This window comes from Leptospira ainazelensis (assembly GCF_016918785.1).
Lineage (GTDB): Bacteria > Spirochaetota > Leptospiria > Leptospirales > Leptospiraceae > Leptospira > Leptospira ainazelensis.
Map to the genome: position 1 here is coordinate 156,561 of NZ_JAFFPT010000060.1, position 17,098 is coordinate 173,658.

Consider the following 17,098-nt stretch of genomic DNA (forward strand, 5'->3'; position numbering starts at 1 on the left):
TCAAGTTATTGCTCCCAAATTCGTAACATCGCTCTCGGAAAAACTTCAATAACTTGACTGAAGCGGAGAGCGCGACCTTCGCAGAAAACTCAATCTTGCTCCCGATGGGTCGCAAGATAGGGCACGCCCAAATGAAAATAAAAAAGCCCCTCCCGCTTATTTGCGAAAAGGGCTTTTTAAAATTATAAATTCGAACGGAATCGAATTCTAAAATTCTATTGAAACAATCTTAAAACCAATCCGCCGTGCTGAACAAAAAACTCAGCAAAGACAAGACTTGTGATCGCCATCAGTTTGATGAGAATGTTGATCGAAGGTCCGGATGTATCCTTGAACGGATCTCCCACGGTATCGCCTACGACCGCAGCCTTGTGTTGGTCGGAACCTTTTCCACCGGCTTTTTTCTCGATGTATTTCTTTGCGTTGTCCCAACCGCCGCCCGAGTTTGCTGCGGAGATCGCGAGAACCACACCGGCAACGAGCGCACCCGCGAGAACTCCCGCAAGAGACTTTACTCCGAAAAGATAACCGACAACGATCGGCGTCAAAAGGACGAGCAATCCGGGAAGAATCATTTCTCTCAGCGCCGCCGTCGTGGAAATGTCCACACAACGTTTGTAGTCCGGTTTGTTCTTTCCTTCCATAATTCCTGGAATTTCACGGAACTGTTTTCGGACTTCTTCCACCATATCCACCGCCGCTTTTCCAACCGACTTCATCGTCATCGCTGTGAAAAGAAAAGGCAACATCGCGCCAAACATCAATCCCCCGAAAACTTCCGGGTTTAGAATTTCTAGACTTGTGGTTTGTGTTCTCGTGATAAAGGCCGCAAAAAGAGCGAGTGACGTCAAAGCCGCCGAACCGATCGCAAACCCTTTTCCGATCGCCGCAGTCGTATTTCCCGCCGCGTCCAGCGTATCCGTTCTATCACGGACTTCTTTTCCGAGTTCCGCCATCTCGGCGATCCCGCCTGCGTTATCCGAAACAGGACCGTATGCGTCGATCGTAAGACCGATTGCGATTGTGGAAATCATCCCAAGCGCCGCAATCGCGATTCCATACATTCCCGCAAGAATATTCGCGGTTACGATGGTGATCACGAGAAGAATCACGGGAATCACGGAAGAATGATATCCAAGCGCGAGTCCGTAGATGATGTTTGTCGCCGCACCGGTGTTAGACGCTTCCGCCACTTCTCTTACGGGTTTGTAAGAATGGGAAGTGTAATACTCGGTTATGATCCCGATGAACATTCCCGAAAAAAGACCGACGAGCATGGAGATATAAACGTCCCATTTTGTGATCGTCTTTCCGGCGATTTCAAAAGAATCCACCATAAAGGTGTTGGTTACAAAATACATGATGATCGCAACAAGAATCGTCGAAACCCAAAGCTGAACTTTCAGAGTGGTTTCCACGTTTCCACCTTCTTTGACTCTGGCGAGAAAACTCGTCAAAAGAGAAGCCGGGATTCCAAAAGCGGAAATGAGAAGTGGATACAAAAGTGCGTCCACGGATCCTGAAAGAGCCGAAGCGGTCGCTCCGATCACAAGAGCCGCACAGGTCGCTTCCGCACAGGAACCGAAAAGATCGGCGCCCATACCGGCAACGTCACCCACGTTGTCTCCCACGTTATCCGCAATCGTAGCTGGGTTTCTCGGATCATCTTCCGGAATTCCCTTTTCCACCTTTCCAACCAAGTCAGCTCCGACGTCGGCGGCCTTTGTGTAAATTCCTCCGCCTACTCTTCCGAAAAGTGCGACCGCAGAACCACCCAGACCGAAACCGGCGAGGGATTCCATGAGAAAGTGTTTTTCGATTTCAGGATGTAATCCTGTGAAAATCATAAAAAGAACGATCATTCCGAGGATCGCAAGACCTACGAGACCAAAACCCATCACGGCTCCGGAATCAAAGGCAACTCGGAACGCTTTGGAAAGAGAAGTTTTTGCGGCTTCTGCGGTTCTCACGTTTCCTGCGGTTGCAATCTTCATTCCGATAAATCCGCAGAGACAGGAAATCACGGCTCCGGAAACGAATGCAATCGCGGTGTGAATTCCGTCATTGAACCCTTCCGAACCCGGATTGTCCAAAAGAAGAACGATCAGGACCGCCATAAAGGCGATGAATACGGAAATAACCTTGTATTCCCGAACGAGGAAGGCCATGGCCCCTTCGGAGATGGCGGATGATATTTCGATGAGTTTTTGAGTCTCTTTATCGTTACTACCCGGGGCGCCGACTTTGATGCCGATCACTTTGAAGGTATAGACTACTGCAGTAACGATCGCCAAAATGGACATGGCGATAATAATCGTAACTGAATTCATTCAGTGAAACCTCTTGTTTTTTTTCAATGTTCCGATGTTTAAAAAGATGGGAAGAATTCTACCTGACAGAGCGCCTGGGAAACTGCTATCCACTTGGTTCTTTTTTGTACTTTGCACAGGTTATTCAACGCTCCATGGGAATTCAACCTTTTCTTACGGAGAGTTGCTCAGACAGGCAAAGGAAGAATTGGGACGTCTCCGCTATGACGAAGCGCTCCAGAAGTTGGAAATCGCCGATTCTTTAGGAACCAAAAGAACCGCTCCCTACTACGAGATCGAAGGAAGAGCTTGGATCGGAAAGGGCGACCTGACGACCGCCTTGGAAAGTTTTGAAAAAAGTATTCAGATCGAACCGGCAAACCAACCCCTCTTACAAGAAATAATCGCGGGTTTTGAAGAATTAAAAAAACCGGATAAGACCTTTCGATTTACAAGACTCAGCCTCAATCAAAATCCGAATCATCCCGAATACCGTTACAAGGCGCTTGTCTTGAGTTCGAGACTTGGAAATCTGAACTATTACAAGGAAACTCTGTTTTGGATTCAAAAAAACAATCCATACAGGGAAGATCAAGCGGCAATCGAAGCCGAGGTCAACACCTCCAACGAAACTGGAAAAATTGACGAGGCGATCTCCAAATGCAGAAAATATCTTCTCTACTTTCCGGAAAATTCTTATCTCCACCGAATTCTTCTTTTGTCTCTGAAAAAAAAACAATCTCCTCTATTAGAACAAGCCCTTCTCGATCGAGCCGCGATTTTCCGGGATGAACCGATCTTCGCCTACGAATCCGCTCTCGAATTCCTGCAAAACAAAAGATATAACGAGTCTTTGGCGATGTCCCGAAGGGCGTTTTATCTGAGTCTCAAAAAGGAAGGAAGGGCCGGAAAAGAAATTCTTTATCCCTTGCATAGAATCTACAGACAAAGAGGAAACGTCTCCGACATACAAGCGATCGAAATTCTACAAGAAATCGTAGAATCGAACCACCCTCTCGACGAAGAGTTTTTGGATTCTAAACTCAAACAAACCGGATTTAACAGAGAATTGCTTTTATTCTCTCTTTTTTATATTCAAAAAAATGCAACTTCCACATCCAAAAAAAAAGCGGAAATGTGGAAAGGTGTTTTTGGAAAGATACGAAGACAAAAAGAGGAAGACGATATCTCCCATACCATTTCTCCGTTTTCTTACGATCCGGAAGAATCGGAGACTCTCTCCGAAAAAAACTGACCTTTTTTTGGGAAACGGATTCCTAAAAAAAAAGTTTCAGTTTCCATTCGGTTTTTTATTTCGCTAAAAGATAAAACGTAAAAAAAAAATTGAATCATTCCGGAACCTCGCTTGGACTCTCACAAAGAACAAATCGGACTAAAATTCCTCATTTCGCTAATGTACGAATTCACAAACCGCTTTTTCGGGCTTTCTTTTTTAGAAAACCCGCAAAAAAGCGGAGAATGACTTTTTTTTATCGAAAAATGCAAATTCTTCTGTCTTAAAATTTTAGAAAGATATGATATAAGAGGTCAGGGGGAATTTATGGCTTCATCGTTTTTATTCCGAAAAGACCTTCGGTTTATTTCCGGAGTCTTTTTATTAGGAATCCTTTTTTCTTCCGGCTGCACCGGGGTCAATCTCGTCAATTCTCCCGTAGGCCCGGAAGAAATGAACACCAACCCCACTCCCGCTTATGGAAGGCCGTCTTTGGAACTCTTTTATAAGGGCGGCTTTTTTTATCACAACGAATCGATCCCTGCGACTCTGACCGGAAACGCGAAAAGTATAGACCGAGGAGAAGCTTGTTCGAAATCGGTGTTGTCCTTATTTGCTTGGGGAGATTCCTCCATTCTTACCGCAACACAAAAAGGGAATATTAAAAAAATTGCACATATAGAATACGAACACACTGCGATTCTTGCGATCGTATATCACAGTTTTTGCACAATCGTTGTGGGAGAATCCAACCCGACTCCGAGCGTGGGAGAAGACGCACAAAATTCAAATCCGGATTCCGAAATCATAAAAAGGAAAAAAATCAAAGGTGCGTCGGAATGAAAAATCAAAAATCGTTTCTCTTTCTGATTCTTTCTTTATTCTTCTTTGTAAACTGCGCTTCCGGTCCGGTCGGAGGTCTTCTTTTTACTTACAACAAATATCCGGGACAAATCAATCCTGCAAACGACGTAAAACCGGAAACGATCGCAGACGGATGTATTCATAACATTTTCGGCTTGATCAGTTTTGGGAACGCGGGTGTAGGAGCCGTCGCCAAAAATAACGGGATCCAAAGGATTGCAATGATCGACTACAGCGCCCTTCATATCCTCGCGATCGTATATCGAAATCACTGCGTCATCGTTGCGGGAGAAAAAGAATGAAACGGATTTTTAAAAACAATCTTTCCTCTTTCACAATCGTAACGTTTCTGATTCTGCAATTTTCAAATTGTATCGCCACTTCGGAACCGGCTCTTCTCGTCTCTTACAATACGCAACATCTTCTTTCCAAAAGCAACGGAAGTCTGATTTCTTCCGCGAGAGTTTTAAAAAAAGGAGAAAGTTGCGCCTATGCGATCTCTCTTTTCTACTACAATTCGATGTATCGTGGACCCAAAAACAGCGTCACCGAAATCGCCAAAGAATTCGGGATCGAAAAGATCGCGGTCGTTGACTATGCTTCCTTTAGTTTTTTAGGTCCGGTCTTTTACAAAAACTGCGTCGTCGTCTGGGGGGAATAAAATCGCTAAAATGATTAGAACTGTCCGCGAGAGAATCATTCAATCCAAGTGAATTTTTCCGCGGGCAAAACAAAACTATCCGGCGCCAAATCTAAAGGAACTAAAGTTTTGTCTCCCGAATCCTTCGTAAAAAATACTTTACCCGTATTCGTTAAGTCAAGATCATTCTGAATCGAGAACCTTCATGAAACAATCTTTCGTTCTTATCTATATGCTCCTCGCGATTTCTATTTTCCATCAATGTTCTTCCGATCACATTCTTCTGCAACCCGCTTTGACTGGAAATGAAAAGACGTTAGGCGATGTAAAAGGTAAAGCCTGCGGTTTTGTCGGATTCCCGCTTCCGGTATTTATTCTTTTTCCAATCCATTATTTGATTCCGATTCGGCAAACTTCTAAAATAGAAAGAGCTCATCAAAATGCGTTAGAACAAATTCCCGGAACAAAGGCGATTAAGAATATCAAAATAGGAGAATACTGGTTTTGGGGAATTTTCGGGACCTTTCAATGCCTTACCATCTCGGGCGAGGCGATTCAATGATTTCAAAAATCGGATTTTTCCTTCTTTTTCCTTTTCTTTTCCTTTCTTGTTTTTCAAATCCCGTTTTGATCGAACAGAATCAGAGGATCGAAATCGGATCCGTCAGTTCTCCCGCATATGCAAGAGAATGTGGGACCGTATTCTTATTTTTCATTCCGATCCATATAAACGATCGATATACAAGAGCCTACTCAAAATTATTGGAACAGGCCAAAGACGGGATATTAACCGAAATCAGAATCCAGGAATCCTGGTATTATCAGTTTTTAGGAACAAAATACTGCACTACGTTCACTGCACAAGTGATCAGAGGAATCCCGAAATGAAATCCGAGTCCTATATATTAAACATTTCCTTTTTATTATATTCTAAAATTATTGTTTTATTTTTATTTCTTTTTACGTTCACTTTTTTCATAAGTTGTATCTCGATCCGGGTTTATATTCCGCAAAAAGGAACGGATGTATTCGATATCGGAAACGTGGATACGATTCCTCATTTTGCCGTTCCAAGGGAGAATCCGAATTTTGAAGTGATAGAATCGCAGGAAACAAATGGATCCGCTTTTGCAACGAGGGACCCGTCCTTATTCTTCTTAGCTCCGCGAAAATTGGAAAACGAGTATGGATCGGTCAAAACGCTGATTTTGAGGGAATTGGATCGAAATAGGAAGGATTACAAGGTCGATCAAAAGTATAAAATTCTAATAAAGAATTTCGAACTCAAGACGAACGACCGTTGTTTTTTCGGAAGTATGACCGCCGTCAATTTGGAAATCGACGTGATCCGGTCCGCTCGGGAAGAAAAAATTTTAGAATTTCATTTTGAAGATTCCATCGATTCGAACGTGACCGATTGTAACTTTACTCTTGCGACCGCTACGATCGTTGGATGGTTGATCTATATGCCTTATTTGGGATTTCGTGGAAACAGAGAAGACCAGCTCAATCAGCTCGGTAGAATCGCTCTCTTGGAATTCTCTGAACGGCTCAAGTCCTCTCTGGAAAAGTCCTCAGTTCCACGAACTGAAAAAAAATAGAGGGAAAAAGCGCCATTCATGAATTCGACGATAAAAACCGTAAGTTCGTTCCTTCTCCTTTTTTGTATCATGACCTCGATCGGTTGTTCTTATTCCGTTGAGAAAAAATATGTTTATGCAAAGCCTTATTATCCGAACGAAAATTATTTCGACGAGGACAATCCTCAATTTGAGGAAGGAGAACCCTACTGGTTTTTGGACTTACTCGGCAACATCTTCGGCGCTTTGACAAAACTCATCCTCTGGAATTCCAAGATGAACAATCATAACATTTCGGAAGAAACAAAAAAGTATCTGATGGATTATATCCGAGAGAACAATCTCAAAGACGTCAAGGTCCGTTTTAATCAGTATTCTCCGGGTAACGATTTGAAACAACTCTGGAAATCCGATACGGTTCATCCCGTCTTAAAATACACGCTTGGAATCGTTAGCTGGCTGATTTCCACGGTATTCCCCGAAAGACTTTTCGCCGGTTTTATTTTCGGAGGAGGAGATCACTACAATCCTTACACAAATACGATCAATATCTACAGCGACATTCCGGCGGTGGTCCTTCACGAAGGAGGACACTCCAAAGACTTCGCTATGAGAAAGTATAAATCCCTTTATAGCCTCGGATATTCGATTCCAATTTTAGGAGCTCTTTATCCGGAGGCAAGAGCCTCCGATGACGCGCTTCGTTATCTCAGACACAAATGTGATCAGAAAAACGAACTCCTCGCCTACAGAACGTTATATCCCGCGTATTCAACTTATGCGACGGGCGCCTTGTTGGGGTCCGCCGGTCAATATCTCGGTTTGTTTTCTTCGATTCCGGGACACGTCCTGGGATATAGAAAAGAAAAACGTGTGGAGAAAGAGGAGATTCCGGAATGCAAAATTTTAAAGGAGATAGAATGAGTTTTGTGAACCGAAATCGAGTTCAAATTTACCGCCGATAAATCGGATTTTACGAAAAGTGTCGGATAACGTTCCCGATCTTCCTCCAATTTTAGAATCTACGATAAACCTCCTCTTTGCAGTTCGCGATTACAACCAACCCATTGCATAAGGGAAAACTTAAAAAAGCAGATCCGCTTTTTGTATAAACCTTCGGAAGGATCTTTTGTTCTTTCGCCGCAAGGATTCTTTCGGAACGGTTTCCGGATCGTTTGCGGTAAATTTCCTATAGAAATAGATTTGGCAATCTGCGCCTCCCCCGTGAAATGGGAATTGTAATGAATATCGAACTCACACGCGAACAATACGAAGCCCTTCTCAAGTCCTTAGCGATCACCCGTTTTCTCTATCACTCGATCTTAGAGGAAGAGGAACCCGCTCCCGACCGTTTGGATTCGTATGATGCCTACGAGGACATGGAACAACAAGTGCTGTCATACGCAAAAGCTTTGGAAGTTTCCCATTTGGTTGCGTATGACAGCGAGGAAGAACTTCACTACCTGACGAGAGAGTTCGAAGAAAAGACCGACATTTCCGATTTGATTACGGAATATCAGGATAGTATCTTCTGGGACGAACTCGTTCAGAGATTGGCGGGAAGAGATTTTACTAGAACTTATACCGAAGCCGAAATCAAGGGAATGGCAATCGAAGAAAGAATCGAAAAAGAAGCTCCCTTTATTTCAAAATACGAGGAGATCTTTACGGAATCCGGAATCGAACACTTAGAAATCAAATCATTCTAAGTTCCTGTCGATTCGTATCTTTTCTGACCCGTTTTCCAGAGAAACAAGGAACCGAAAAAAAGAAAACAACCTACCGGAAAGTTCAAGTATATAAAAAAAGGATGAAATAAGGAATCGCCGCTTTTATCCAAAAAATAATGCGCTGGATAAAAATTAACGAATCCGAGAGGAAGCAAAAAAGTAAGAAGAATACGAATCGAAACGTTGTAGATATTCATCGGATACATCATAAACTCCCGGCTCGAAAAAATAAATAAGTGAACTAAAGAATAATTTTGAATCGCATAAAACGCGATCGAAGCGATCGCGATTCGGATTCCCGCCAGAATCATCGCACTTCCTAAAACTACTAAAAACAACATGATCACCTTCTCCCAAGTCCATTCAATATTCGTAAACTGATTGGCCGCGATAAACGTGACGACTCCTAAAATCAAATGAAGGAGTCCGGTGATATCGAAGTGGTTCATCAATACCTGACCGATCGGAGAAAGCGGTCTTAAAAGATATCGGTCATAACCTCCGTCTCTCACAAGCGATCCGAATTCCACCATTCCCGAAAATACTGAAGCGACGATTCCCTGTGCGAAAATCAAAAGACTGTAAAGAAACGCGATTTCTCCGCGGCTCCATCCGCCGATCGAAACAAACTTAGAAAGAAGAATAAAAATCGTCGCAGCCTGCGCGGAATAGTAGATGAGCAGTGTGACAAGATAGATCCAAAAACTCGCCTTATATTCCATGTGTGATTGAACCGACGAAACCGCCAACTTGAGATAGGTTTTCAAAGCGCGTAACAACGTCTAACCTCCCGCCAGTTCCAGGCGTTTCAGCCCGGAAAGATAAATCGCCGACGCCGCAGCGGTAAGAATTCCGATCATCAGAAAGTAACGAGCGATCAACTCTCCATATTCCATTCCGATCGGCTGCGAAGTCAAAACTTGTGTCGGATAATAATATAGATAAGCGAAGGGAAGCCAGGAAGAAACACTCCTTAAAAAATCGGGGAATAGATCCAACGGAATGACTGCTCCCGAAAACAAAGTAATCAACGCGAAATAAAGCAGAAAAAAGGAAAACACTTCGGTAAAATAAAAGGATAAGGACGAGATTAAAAATCCGATCAAGAAAAAGATTAAAAACGCAAGACCGTAAACCAACAAAAAGGAAAAAATGGAAACGAGTTCGGGCGCAAATCTTAGATCCAATACCGCGTATGCAAGAATCAGAAGGGGAAACGATCTTGATAGAAGATGATAGATGCTGACTCCGATCGTATCGGCAAAAACGATCAACGGGAATCGAATCGGTTTTAGAAGATCAAAAACGATCGTTCCATTCTTAATCTTAGAAGAAACAAGTCCGTCCTGTCTCCCAAACGAAACCTTGATCAAGGTGGAGATAACGGCGTAAAGAATCAGGGATTCTCTGCTCCTTCCTCCTTCCAAATCATTTCCTGAAACTGACTGCCAGACTGAAGTCAGAATGGCGAGATACAAGACCGCGTTGAGAACTCCGGTAAAGTATTCAAGTCGATAGGTGGAAGATCTCTGAAACGCTTTGGAAATAACTTTTAGATAAAGCATCAGGATTTTTCCCCGTAGATCTGCTTGATAACGGTTGCAAGATCCGGTTTTTTAAAGTTTATCTCCGTTATTTCCAATCCGGAGGCGCTCAAAAAAGAAAGAAGACGATTTAAGGACTCGCCTTCCTTTACTACGATACTTGCGTGATTGGGTAAACCGTTTTGAATCCAAGCAAACTCGGAAGGAAGTTTTGAAATCGTTTCACCTTTGTATTGGATCTCTACCACGTTGTTCGTCCCGCCCAACCCTCGAAAAGAATTCAGATCTCCGTCAAAACGAATTTTTCCGTGGTCGATGAGAATGATCCTTTTCGCGAGATATTCTATGTCTTGGACGTCGTGGGTTGTCAAAAGAATCGTAACCTTCTCTTCTTGATTGATGGTTCGAATAAATTCACGCACCTTTTCTTTTACAAGAACATCCAATCCGATCGTGGGTTCGTCCAGAAACAAGACTCGAGGAAAGTGAAGAAGGCTCGCGGCGATTTCGGCCTTCATCCTTTGTCCCAAACTCAATTTTCTTACCTGTTGCTGAAAAAATTCCTGAAGACCCAGAAGATCGTTGAACATCTCCATTCGTTTTTTGTAATCTTTCTCTTCGATCTTATAGATGGATCTCAGAAGATCGAAAGATTCTCCCACGGGAAGATCCCACCAGAGTTGAGTTTTTTGGCCGAAAACAACTCCGATTTGTTTTGAATTTTCCCTTCTGTCTCTGGAAGGATCCAGACCGAAAATACGAATCTCCCCCTGATCCGGAGTCAAAACTCCGGTCAATAATTTAATGGTAGTGGATTTTCCGGCACCGTTAGGACCGATGTATCCGAGAAATTCTCCGGGCTGAATTTCAAAGGACACGTTTTCGACTGCGTGAATGATTTCTTTCTTTGTATGAAAGAGCGAACCGATCGCCCCGATGATTCCGGGTTTTCTTTTGGAGATTTGAAAGGACTTCTGAAGGTTTCTGACTGTGATCAAAGAATCTGGCTCCGATCTATATCAGACAGTATTCCAAATCAAAGTAGATAAAAAAATACGGATCAAACTCGAAAACAAGCGATTTACAGAGGAGTCTTCGCTCCTAACCTGACCTAAAATGGAAGTCGATCCCGCTCACAAAGCAGTTCCCTCCGCCACCGTGGAGAAAATCAAATCCAATCTTCGCGGCGTCCTCTTATTCGAAAAAAATCAGATCGAAGTCCCCTATTCACTACCGGGGGATATTTACAACGTAACTCTTTTTAAAAAGAAAAGAAGAAAACCTTCCGCCAAACTCGAATTAGTTTCCCAGGTTCCAAGAACTACAATTCCGCCCTGTCCGGCTTTTACACGTTGTGGAGGTTGTTCGGCCCAACACATTCCCTATGAAGAACAGTTTTTACTAAAGACTTCTTCTCTTTTGCAAAGTTATCAAAATGACTTCGGAGTATCGCCGATTCTGATTCCGGCTAGGGAAACGTATCAGTACAGAAATCGAATGGACTTCTCGGTATTTCCGGGACCCGTAGTCGGCCAGAGAGAATCCGGATCCTTTCGATACGTGGTCGATTTAGAATCCTGTTTTATCCAAAGCGCCGAGTCCAACGAGGAACTGACAAGATTTCGCAATCTCATCCAAAAATTTCCGGAACTCCCTTATGATCGAAGAGAAGATTCAGGATTTCTAAAATACATCACACTTCGTAAAGCGAGAAACACAAACGAACTTATGTCGATTCTAACCTTTGTGGAAGAATTCAAAGATACGGAGGAAGAATTCAGATTTGCGGAAGTGTGCAAAAAATTCCTAAAATCGGATCATCTTCTTTTTTGTTTCAATCGTAGAAAGGGAGAAATTTCAGCGATGGGAGAAATCAAAATTCTCAGAGGAAAGGATTCTTATCTCGAACTCGTTGCGGGAAAGGAATTTCGAGTTCCCTTTGATTCTTTTTTTCAACCGAATCCTTTCGGGTTTCAACCGATCTTGGATTTTATCCAAGACGAAATTCCGGAATCTTCCGAACATCTCATCGATCTTTTTTGCGGGTCCGGTTTTTTTAGCAGAATTCTTGCGGACCGTTTTCAAAAGATCACGGGTATCGACTCGATCGAAAGTTCTTTAGAGATCGCCCGTAAACAAATGGAGACCGATTTTCCGGAAATTTCTTTTTCCTATATTCGAGAAGATCTTTTTTCCAAAAAGGCGATTGAAGGTTTGGAAAAACTCTTTCAAGGAAAGGAAAAAATTCTTCTGATCGCGGACCCTCCTCGCGCGGGCTTGGGCGAGTTTGTCATCGACGTTTTAAAAAATTCTAAGATTGCCTCTTTTCTCTATGTCTCATGCAATCCTTCTTCTCAAAAAGAAGATCTCTGGAAACTAAAGGATCGTTTCCAAATTCAAAAGATCCTCGTAACGGATCCTTATCCTCAGACTCCCCACCTGGAATCCGTAGCGCTTTTGAAGTCGATTTAGATTCTTAAAAAAACAAAAATCTCTGCAGGGATTCCGACTTCCCAACGATATTTAAGAAAGAGATAGACGTATCTCCAGGAATCCTCTATGACCAGAAAACTAGTTTTATTCTTCTCACTCTTTTTAATTCTTTGGGAAACGGGTTGTAACACCGTAATCATTCGTCCCTGGACTCCTCCTTATAAAAGCCGTTCCGTTCACGACGTCCGAGTTCTCATCGGAAAAGCGGAAGGTGATCTTCAGATCCGAGGCGAAGGAATCCTCTCCGTCTACGACGCAAACGATCTTTTGATCAAAAAGGGAATCGATCTTATATCTCTCGACGTTTCTCGTCTCAAGGCTCCGATTCGTTTTTCGGGAGAAGGCAACCTACTCCAATACAAATCCTTAAAGGTCCGCGGCGCAATCTTTGTCCTTCCCCAAGGCCAAGGCCCCGCGTTGATCGTTAACTCCCTTCCACTCGAAGAATATCTCTACGCCGTCGTTCCTTCCGAAGTTCCTTATAGCTGGCCGAACGAGGCGTTAAAGGCGCAAGCGATCTGCGCGAGAACCTATGCAGTTCGTGAAATATTAAATAAAAAGAATGCGCTCTACGACGTGGAAGCTACGACCAACTCCCAAGTCTACGGTGGATTGGAAAAGGAACATCCCTCCACTACCAAAGCGGTTCAAGACACGACCGGCGTGATGGCGATTTATGAAGAAACTCCGATCCAGGCTTTCTTCCATTCGAATAGCGGCGGTAAGACGGAAACTCCGGAGAACGTCTGGGGTGGAAAAAAAATTCCTTATCTTCCAACGGTCGCTTCCGAGTTTGATCGTGCGGGCGACAATTTTTATTGGAAGGAAACGATCTCTCAAGATCTCATCTCTTCCAAATTTCCAAATCTCAAAATCGGAGAAATCCAATCGATCCAGGTTTTATCCAGAACCGGATCCGGCCGTGTGGATCTCATGGAATTTGTGGGAAACGAAGGTTCCGCAAGAATTCGAGGAAAAGAATTTAGACAGGCATTGGGAACGCCGGTTCGTTCTCTTCGTTTTGGAATTCAAAAAGAAGGAAACGGATATCTTGTCAAAGGAATGGGTTCCGGCCACGGAGTGGGTTTAAGTCAATGGGGAAGTTTCGGAATGGCAAAGGAGAATTACAACTACGTAGAAATTCTCAGACACTATTACCCTGGAATCGAACTCGCAAGAATCACTCGTTAATCCTTTTGAAATTTTAAAACCGGAAACTTTTAAGAATCACTTCTTAAAAGCGCCTTCGATACAACCGCTTTTTGCGGACAATCCAGGGCGCTTTGATTTCGGTCCTTTGAGCGGAATTCGGAAATCTTGTAAAAGAACATGAACCTTTGATTACAAATCGTTTGCTGGATTCTGTTTTCTTTAAACAAATCGAAATCTTTTTTCTCTTTTCACGATCCCGATTCTTCTATCTTCTGTCTGATCATAAGAAATGACAAATTCCATTCTTTCGCAATCTTCCCCTTTCCGGATCCGCGTCTCTCAACTTAGAAAATCCTATCAGAGCGGAAAACTCCAAACTTTTGTTTTAAAAGGTGTAAATTTAGATATTCCCGGCGAATCGGTCATAACCCTTATGGGTCCATCCGGTTCGGGTAAATCAACATTTTTGAATATACTTTCCGGGATCGACACACCGGACTCGGGGGAAATTTTCGTAAACGGGCATCCTCTTCACTCCATGAACGAAAAGGAACTCACGAAATACAGAAGGGAAGAAACGGGAATCATCTTTCAATTCTTTCATCTCCTCCCCTATCTGAGCGCCTTGGAAAACGTAGCGGTTCCCCTCTACATTTCCGGGATCGGAAAAAAACAAGCTCAGAAAAAAGCTAAGGAAGCGTTGGAAAAAGTCGGGCTCGAAACAAGAATCCTCCACAAACCGGACGAACTTTCCGGAGGGGAACAACAACGTGTGGCGATCGCAAGAGCCGTCTGCAAAAACCCTTCCTTGATTCTTGCCGACGAACCCACCGGAAATTTGGATACGAAGAATGCAGAAAACGTAATTCATCTTTTGATGGATCTTCAAAAAAAGGAAAAGTTCACGCTTATAATCGTAACCCACGATCAAAACCTCGGTTCGCTCGGAGAATTTAGACTCAAAATGGCGGACGGGATTCTTGTCCCTTAAAAAACCGATGTCGTTTCGAATCTACACCCTATTCCTATTCGAATACTTTCGAAGCCACAAACTCGCCGCTTTTTTTGCGTTATCCGGAATCGCGCTCGGGGTCGGACTTTTTATTTCCACGACGGCTAACGGAATGAAGGCTGAAAAAAGTCTCACCGATTTTGCGATGGGTTATTTTCAGGGAGAATTTAAGATTAAAATTTCCTCTTCCAAAGGGGATCAAAATCTTCCCGCAACCCTAATCCGGAAACTTACCCTTGACCGCGATCTCGACTGGATCGAAAAGATCGTTCCCCGTTTTCAAAAGGAGGTCATTCTCGAAGACGGAATCCGCGCGGTTTATTTGGGTTTGGACTTTTTAAAAGAAACCGGAGGACTCCATGAATCGGAAGATTTTAAGAATCCGAACGATTCCGAAAACATGGGATCGATTTATATCAGTCGAAGTTTGTTCGAAAAACTCGGCGGATCGGAAACAAAACTTCGTTCCCAGTCCAAAAGTTTTGTCCTTAAAAATCTAAAACCCGTTGAAAGTGAAGGCGGAAGTATTCTCATCGAGGACATAGAGACCGCAATGGAACGATTTGAGACCGACGGGAACGTTAGTTTTCTTTTGATCCAACCTCGTAACTTCCATTCTTCCCAGAAGCAAATTTTAGAAAAAAAACTCGGTACTCTCTATCGGGTCGAAACGATAGACGATATTCGGGAAAAATCGGGGAATGCACTTCGTTCCTTCCAACTCAATCTCCTCGTGATCTCTTTTATTTCCCTCATCATCGCGTTTTTTATGGTTTCGAATACGATGTCCGGTTTGTACATCGCTCGCGAAAAAGAATTGGGAATCTTAAAAACGATGGGTTTAAGCGCGGGACACACCTTTCTTTTGTTCGTCTCACAGGCTCTTCTTTTAGGAATCGCGGGGAGCGTTTTCGGTCTCGGAATCGGATTCCTTTTTTCAAGACTGGATTTTTTTAGTCCGGAAGCGGCGTCCGCCGATCTTTCTTATATTAAAACGTATCGATCGATTCCTTCTTCGATTTGGATTTTGGGTCTTGGAATCGGAATCCTCGGTTCGTTTTTTTCCGCCGCCTTTTCTTCCTTTAGGGCGGGAAACGTTTCCCCGGTGACGATTCTCCGGGAATCCTCTTCCGGAAACGATCGTGTTCCCGAACAGAAATTATTACTTTATGGAATCTTAATATTAGTGGCATCGTCTGGAATCTCTTTTTTGCCGATTCGTTTGCGATTTCCGATCACGGGTTTTTTGGGAATCGGAGGAATCGTGGTCGGAATTACCCTCTGTTTCCCCTGGATATTTCGGACGATTACGGGTTTTTTCTTTCGTATCGGCGATCGTTCCGATCGATCCTTTGTTTTTATGAAGGTCGGTTTGGAAGAAACCAAAAACCAACCTCTCAGAAACACTCTTACTTCGGCGACATTGATGCTCGCTACTTCCTTGGTGGTTTGTCTTTCCATTCTTACGGACAGTTATCGAAAATCCCTCAACGACTGGGTGGATTCGGAATTTCCGGCGGAACTAACGATCATCAACGCTGAAAATCTCGCAGCGGGAATCCACGGAGGAGTTCCCCTTTCCTTGTTAAACGAACTGGCGCAACTCCCGCAGGTAAAATCCCTGGACGGATTCTGCGTAAACACGAGAACGGAGACGGATCGCGGAAACTTTACGATTCACGCATATACTTTTTCAACATACGATCGCGCGGATGCGGCGGAGAAACTCGCGACAAGGGAGAATGAAATTCTCATCTCTTCGAACATGGCTTATCTGCAAAACTTTAAAGTGGGAGATAAAATCATTCTCTCCACAAAACTCGGAAAGGAAGAATTTTGGATCCGAGGAATCAAGGAACATTTTTTTTCGGAGCGAGGGACGATCATGATGGATATCAAAAACTACGATCGTTTTTTCGGACTTGGAGGATACAATTCGATCAAGATATTCTTAAAAGAACCTTTGAAAGAAAAAGAAGCCGAACTTGCGATTTCGAAAATTTTAATACAAAATCCTTCCTTGAAACTGTTAAACTCTCAGGAACTCAGGGAAATTTATACCGAAGGAGTGGATAAGGTTTTTGGAGTTTTAAATACGCTCAAAACGACCGCCTTTATCATCGCGATGATCTCCTTGGTTTCATCTCTTCTCCACAATCTTATCTCCAAAAAAATGACGTTAGGAATTCTTAAATACCTGGGAGCCGATCACGCACAACTCGGCAAGGTTCTTTTGACCGAAAGTATCTTTCTCACGGTAGTTTCCACTTGTTTCGGCATTCTTCTTGCGTTTCTTTTATCCCCGATCGTTCTTTACGTCGTCAATAAAAACGCATTCGGATGGACGCTCAAGTTTACCGTAAACCCCGAGGTTTCCTTCTTTTTTCTGATCCTTTCTCCGCTCCTCGGAATTCTTTCAGCCTTGGTTCCGTTGTATACTCTGCGAAAACTCGGATTCCGAATCAGTCAGGAATGATTTCTAACATTCTATGTTTGATACTCGGATGAAAACCAACTTGATTGTAAAAGAACTTTCGATT

Annotated in this window: 17 protein-coding genes; 13 read left to right on the forward strand and 4 right to left on the reverse strand. The window is 43.3% G+C overall.

The annotated features are described in order from the left end of the window. Positions 1–215: 215 nt before the first annotated feature. On the reverse strand, positions 216–2,330 hold the full coding sequence (locus JWG44_RS14105; RefSeq protein ID WP_205275638.1) for a sodium-translocating pyrophosphatase: 2,115 nt from the start codon (positions 2,328–2,330) through the stop codon (positions 216–218). A gap of 13 nt (positions 2,331–2,343) precedes the next feature. Between JWG44_RS14105 and JWG44_RS14110 the strand changes: the two genes are divergently transcribed. From JWG44_RS14110 to JWG44_RS14150, 9 genes are all read left to right on the forward strand, one after another. Then, complete coding sequence (locus tag JWG44_RS14110; RefSeq protein ID WP_205275639.1) at positions 2,344–3,564, forward strand: tetratricopeptide repeat protein; 1,221 nt, start codon at positions 2,344–2,346, stop codon at positions 3,562–3,564. Between the two features lie 306 nt (positions 3,565–3,870). Beyond that, positions 3,871–4,386, forward strand: a complete 516-nt coding sequence (gene lsa14 / locus JWG44_RS14115; protein WP_205275640.1) for an adhesin Lsa14 — start codon at positions 3,871–3,873, stop codon at positions 4,384–4,386. Then, positions 4,383–4,709: a TRL-like family protein gene (locus JWG44_RS14120; RefSeq protein WP_205275641.1), complete on the forward strand. Its 327-nt coding sequence runs from the start codon at positions 4,383–4,385 to the stop codon at positions 4,707–4,709. Before lsa14 ends, JWG44_RS14120 begins: the two co-directional genes overlap by 4 nt. Further along, positions 4,706–5,068, forward strand: a complete 363-nt coding sequence (locus tag JWG44_RS14125; RefSeq protein ID WP_205275642.1) for a TRL domain-containing protein — start codon at positions 4,706–4,708, stop codon at positions 5,066–5,068. Before JWG44_RS14120 ends, JWG44_RS14125 begins: the two co-directional genes overlap by 4 nt. Positions 5,069–5,252: 184 nt before the next feature. Continuing rightward, positions 5,253–5,609: a hypothetical protein gene (locus tag JWG44_RS14130; protein ID WP_205275643.1), complete on the forward strand. Its 357-nt coding sequence runs from the start codon at positions 5,253–5,255 to the stop codon at positions 5,607–5,609. Then, positions 5,606–5,935 (forward strand): hypothetical protein, encoded by a 330-nt coding sequence (locus JWG44_RS14135; RefSeq protein ID WP_205275644.1) that lies wholly within the window; start codon positions 5,606–5,608, stop codon positions 5,933–5,935. The genes JWG44_RS14130 and JWG44_RS14135 overlap by 4 nt, the downstream gene beginning before the upstream one ends. After that, positions 5,932–6,648: a hypothetical protein gene (locus JWG44_RS14140; protein WP_205275645.1), complete on the forward strand. Its 717-nt coding sequence runs from the start codon at positions 5,932–5,934 to the stop codon at positions 6,646–6,648. The genes JWG44_RS14135 and JWG44_RS14140 overlap by 4 nt, the downstream gene beginning before the upstream one ends. 18 nt (positions 6,649–6,666) lie before the next feature. Beyond that, a complete protein-coding gene (locus JWG44_RS14145) occupies positions 6,667–7,551 on the forward strand; it encodes a hypothetical protein (protein WP_205275646.1) in 885 nt (294 codons plus the stop codon). A 317-nt stretch (positions 7,552–7,868) separates the two neighbouring features. Continuing rightward, positions 7,869–8,336 (forward strand): hypothetical protein, encoded by a 468-nt coding sequence (locus JWG44_RS14150; RefSeq protein WP_205275647.1) that lies wholly within the window; start codon positions 7,869–7,871, stop codon positions 8,334–8,336. Here JWG44_RS14150 and JWG44_RS14155 read toward each other — a convergent pair. The 3 genes from JWG44_RS14155 to JWG44_RS14165 are packed head-to-tail and all read right to left on the reverse strand — an operon-like array spanning position 8,333 to position 10,899. After that, on the reverse strand, positions 8,333–9,136 hold the full coding sequence (locus JWG44_RS14155; protein WP_232371648.1) for an ABC transporter permease: 804 nt from the start codon (positions 9,134–9,136) through the stop codon (positions 8,333–8,335). The genes JWG44_RS14150 and JWG44_RS14155 overlap by 4 nt on opposite strands. A 3-nt stretch (positions 9,137–9,139) precedes the next feature. Continuing rightward, positions 9,140–9,922: an ABC transporter permease gene (locus tag JWG44_RS14160; RefSeq protein ID WP_205275648.1), complete on the reverse strand. Its 783-nt coding sequence runs from the start codon at positions 9,920–9,922 to the stop codon at positions 9,140–9,142. After that, positions 9,922–10,899, reverse strand: a complete 978-nt coding sequence (locus JWG44_RS14165; RefSeq protein WP_205275649.1) for an ABC transporter ATP-binding protein — start codon at positions 10,897–10,899, stop codon at positions 9,922–9,924. The genes JWG44_RS14160 and JWG44_RS14165 overlap by 1 nt, the downstream gene beginning before the upstream one ends. Before the next feature lie 118 nt (positions 10,900–11,017). Here JWG44_RS14165 and rlmD point away from each other — a divergent pair, with 118 nt between their 5' ends. From rlmD to JWG44_RS14185, 4 genes are all read left to right on the forward strand, one after another. Beyond that, on the forward strand, positions 11,018–12,373 hold the full coding sequence (gene rlmD / locus JWG44_RS14170; RefSeq protein WP_205275650.1) for a 23S rRNA (uracil(1939)-C(5))-methyltransferase RlmD: 1,356 nt from the start codon (positions 11,018–11,020) through the stop codon (positions 12,371–12,373). A gap of 87 nt (positions 12,374–12,460) precedes the next feature. Then, positions 12,461–13,585, forward strand: a complete 1,125-nt coding sequence (locus JWG44_RS14175; protein ID WP_205275651.1) for a SpoIID/LytB domain-containing protein — start codon at positions 12,461–12,463, stop codon at positions 13,583–13,585. Positions 13,586–13,835: 250 nt separating this feature from the next. Then, a complete protein-coding gene (locus JWG44_RS14180) occupies positions 13,836–14,537 on the forward strand; it encodes an ABC transporter ATP-binding protein (protein ID WP_205275652.1) in 702 nt (233 codons plus the stop codon). Positions 14,538–14,544: 7 nt separating this feature from the next. Beyond that, positions 14,545–17,034, forward strand: a complete 2,490-nt coding sequence (locus JWG44_RS14185; protein ID WP_205275716.1) for an ABC transporter permease — start codon at positions 14,545–14,547, stop codon at positions 17,032–17,034. Positions 17,035–17,098: the final 64 nt, after the last annotated feature.

Excerpts from the sequence above, each read along its gene's own strand:
- JWG44_RS14105 (WP_205275638.1), bottom strand. The coding sequence starts at position 2,330 with ATGAATTCAGTTACGATTATTATCGCCATGTCCATTTTGGCGATCGTT.
- lsa14 (WP_205275640.1), top strand. The coding sequence starts at position 3,871 with ATGGCTTCATCGTTTTTATTCCGAAAAGACCTTCGGTTTATTTCCGGA.
- JWG44_RS14120 (WP_205275641.1), top strand. The coding sequence starts at position 4,383 with ATGAAAAATCAAAAATCGTTTCTCTTTCTGATTCTTTCTTTATTCTTC.
- JWG44_RS14125 (WP_205275642.1), top strand. The coding sequence starts at position 4,706 with ATGAAACGGATTTTTAAAAACAATCTTTCCTCTTTCACAATCGTAACG.
- JWG44_RS14130 (WP_205275643.1), top strand. The coding sequence starts at position 5,253 with ATGAAACAATCTTTCGTTCTTATCTATATGCTCCTCGCGATTTCTATT.
- JWG44_RS14135 (WP_205275644.1), top strand. The coding sequence starts at position 5,606 with ATGATTTCAAAAATCGGATTTTTCCTTCTTTTTCCTTTTCTTTTCCTT.
- JWG44_RS14140 (WP_205275645.1), top strand. The coding sequence starts at position 5,932 with ATGAAATCCGAGTCCTATATATTAAACATTTCCTTTTTATTATATTCT.
- JWG44_RS14145 (WP_205275646.1), top strand. The coding sequence starts at position 6,667 with ATGAATTCGACGATAAAAACCGTAAGTTCGTTCCTTCTCCTTTTTTGT.
- JWG44_RS14150 (WP_205275647.1), top strand. The coding sequence starts at position 7,869 with ATGAATATCGAACTCACACGCGAACAATACGAAGCCCTTCTCAAGTCC.
- JWG44_RS14160 (WP_205275648.1), bottom strand. The coding sequence starts at position 9,922 with ATGCTTTATCTAAAAGTTATTTCCAAAGCGTTTCAGAGATCTTCCACC.
- rlmD (WP_205275650.1), top strand. The coding sequence starts at position 11,018 with ATGGAAGTCGATCCCGCTCACAAAGCAGTTCCCTCCGCCACCGTGGAG.
- JWG44_RS14175 (WP_205275651.1), top strand. The coding sequence starts at position 12,461 with ATGACCAGAAAACTAGTTTTATTCTTCTCACTCTTTTTAATTCTTTGG.
- JWG44_RS14180 (WP_205275652.1), top strand. The coding sequence starts at position 13,836 with ATGACAAATTCCATTCTTTCGCAATCTTCCCCTTTCCGGATCCGCGTC.
- JWG44_RS14185 (WP_205275716.1), top strand. The coding sequence starts at position 14,545 with ATGTCGTTTCGAATCTACACCCTATTCCTATTCGAATACTTTCGAAGC.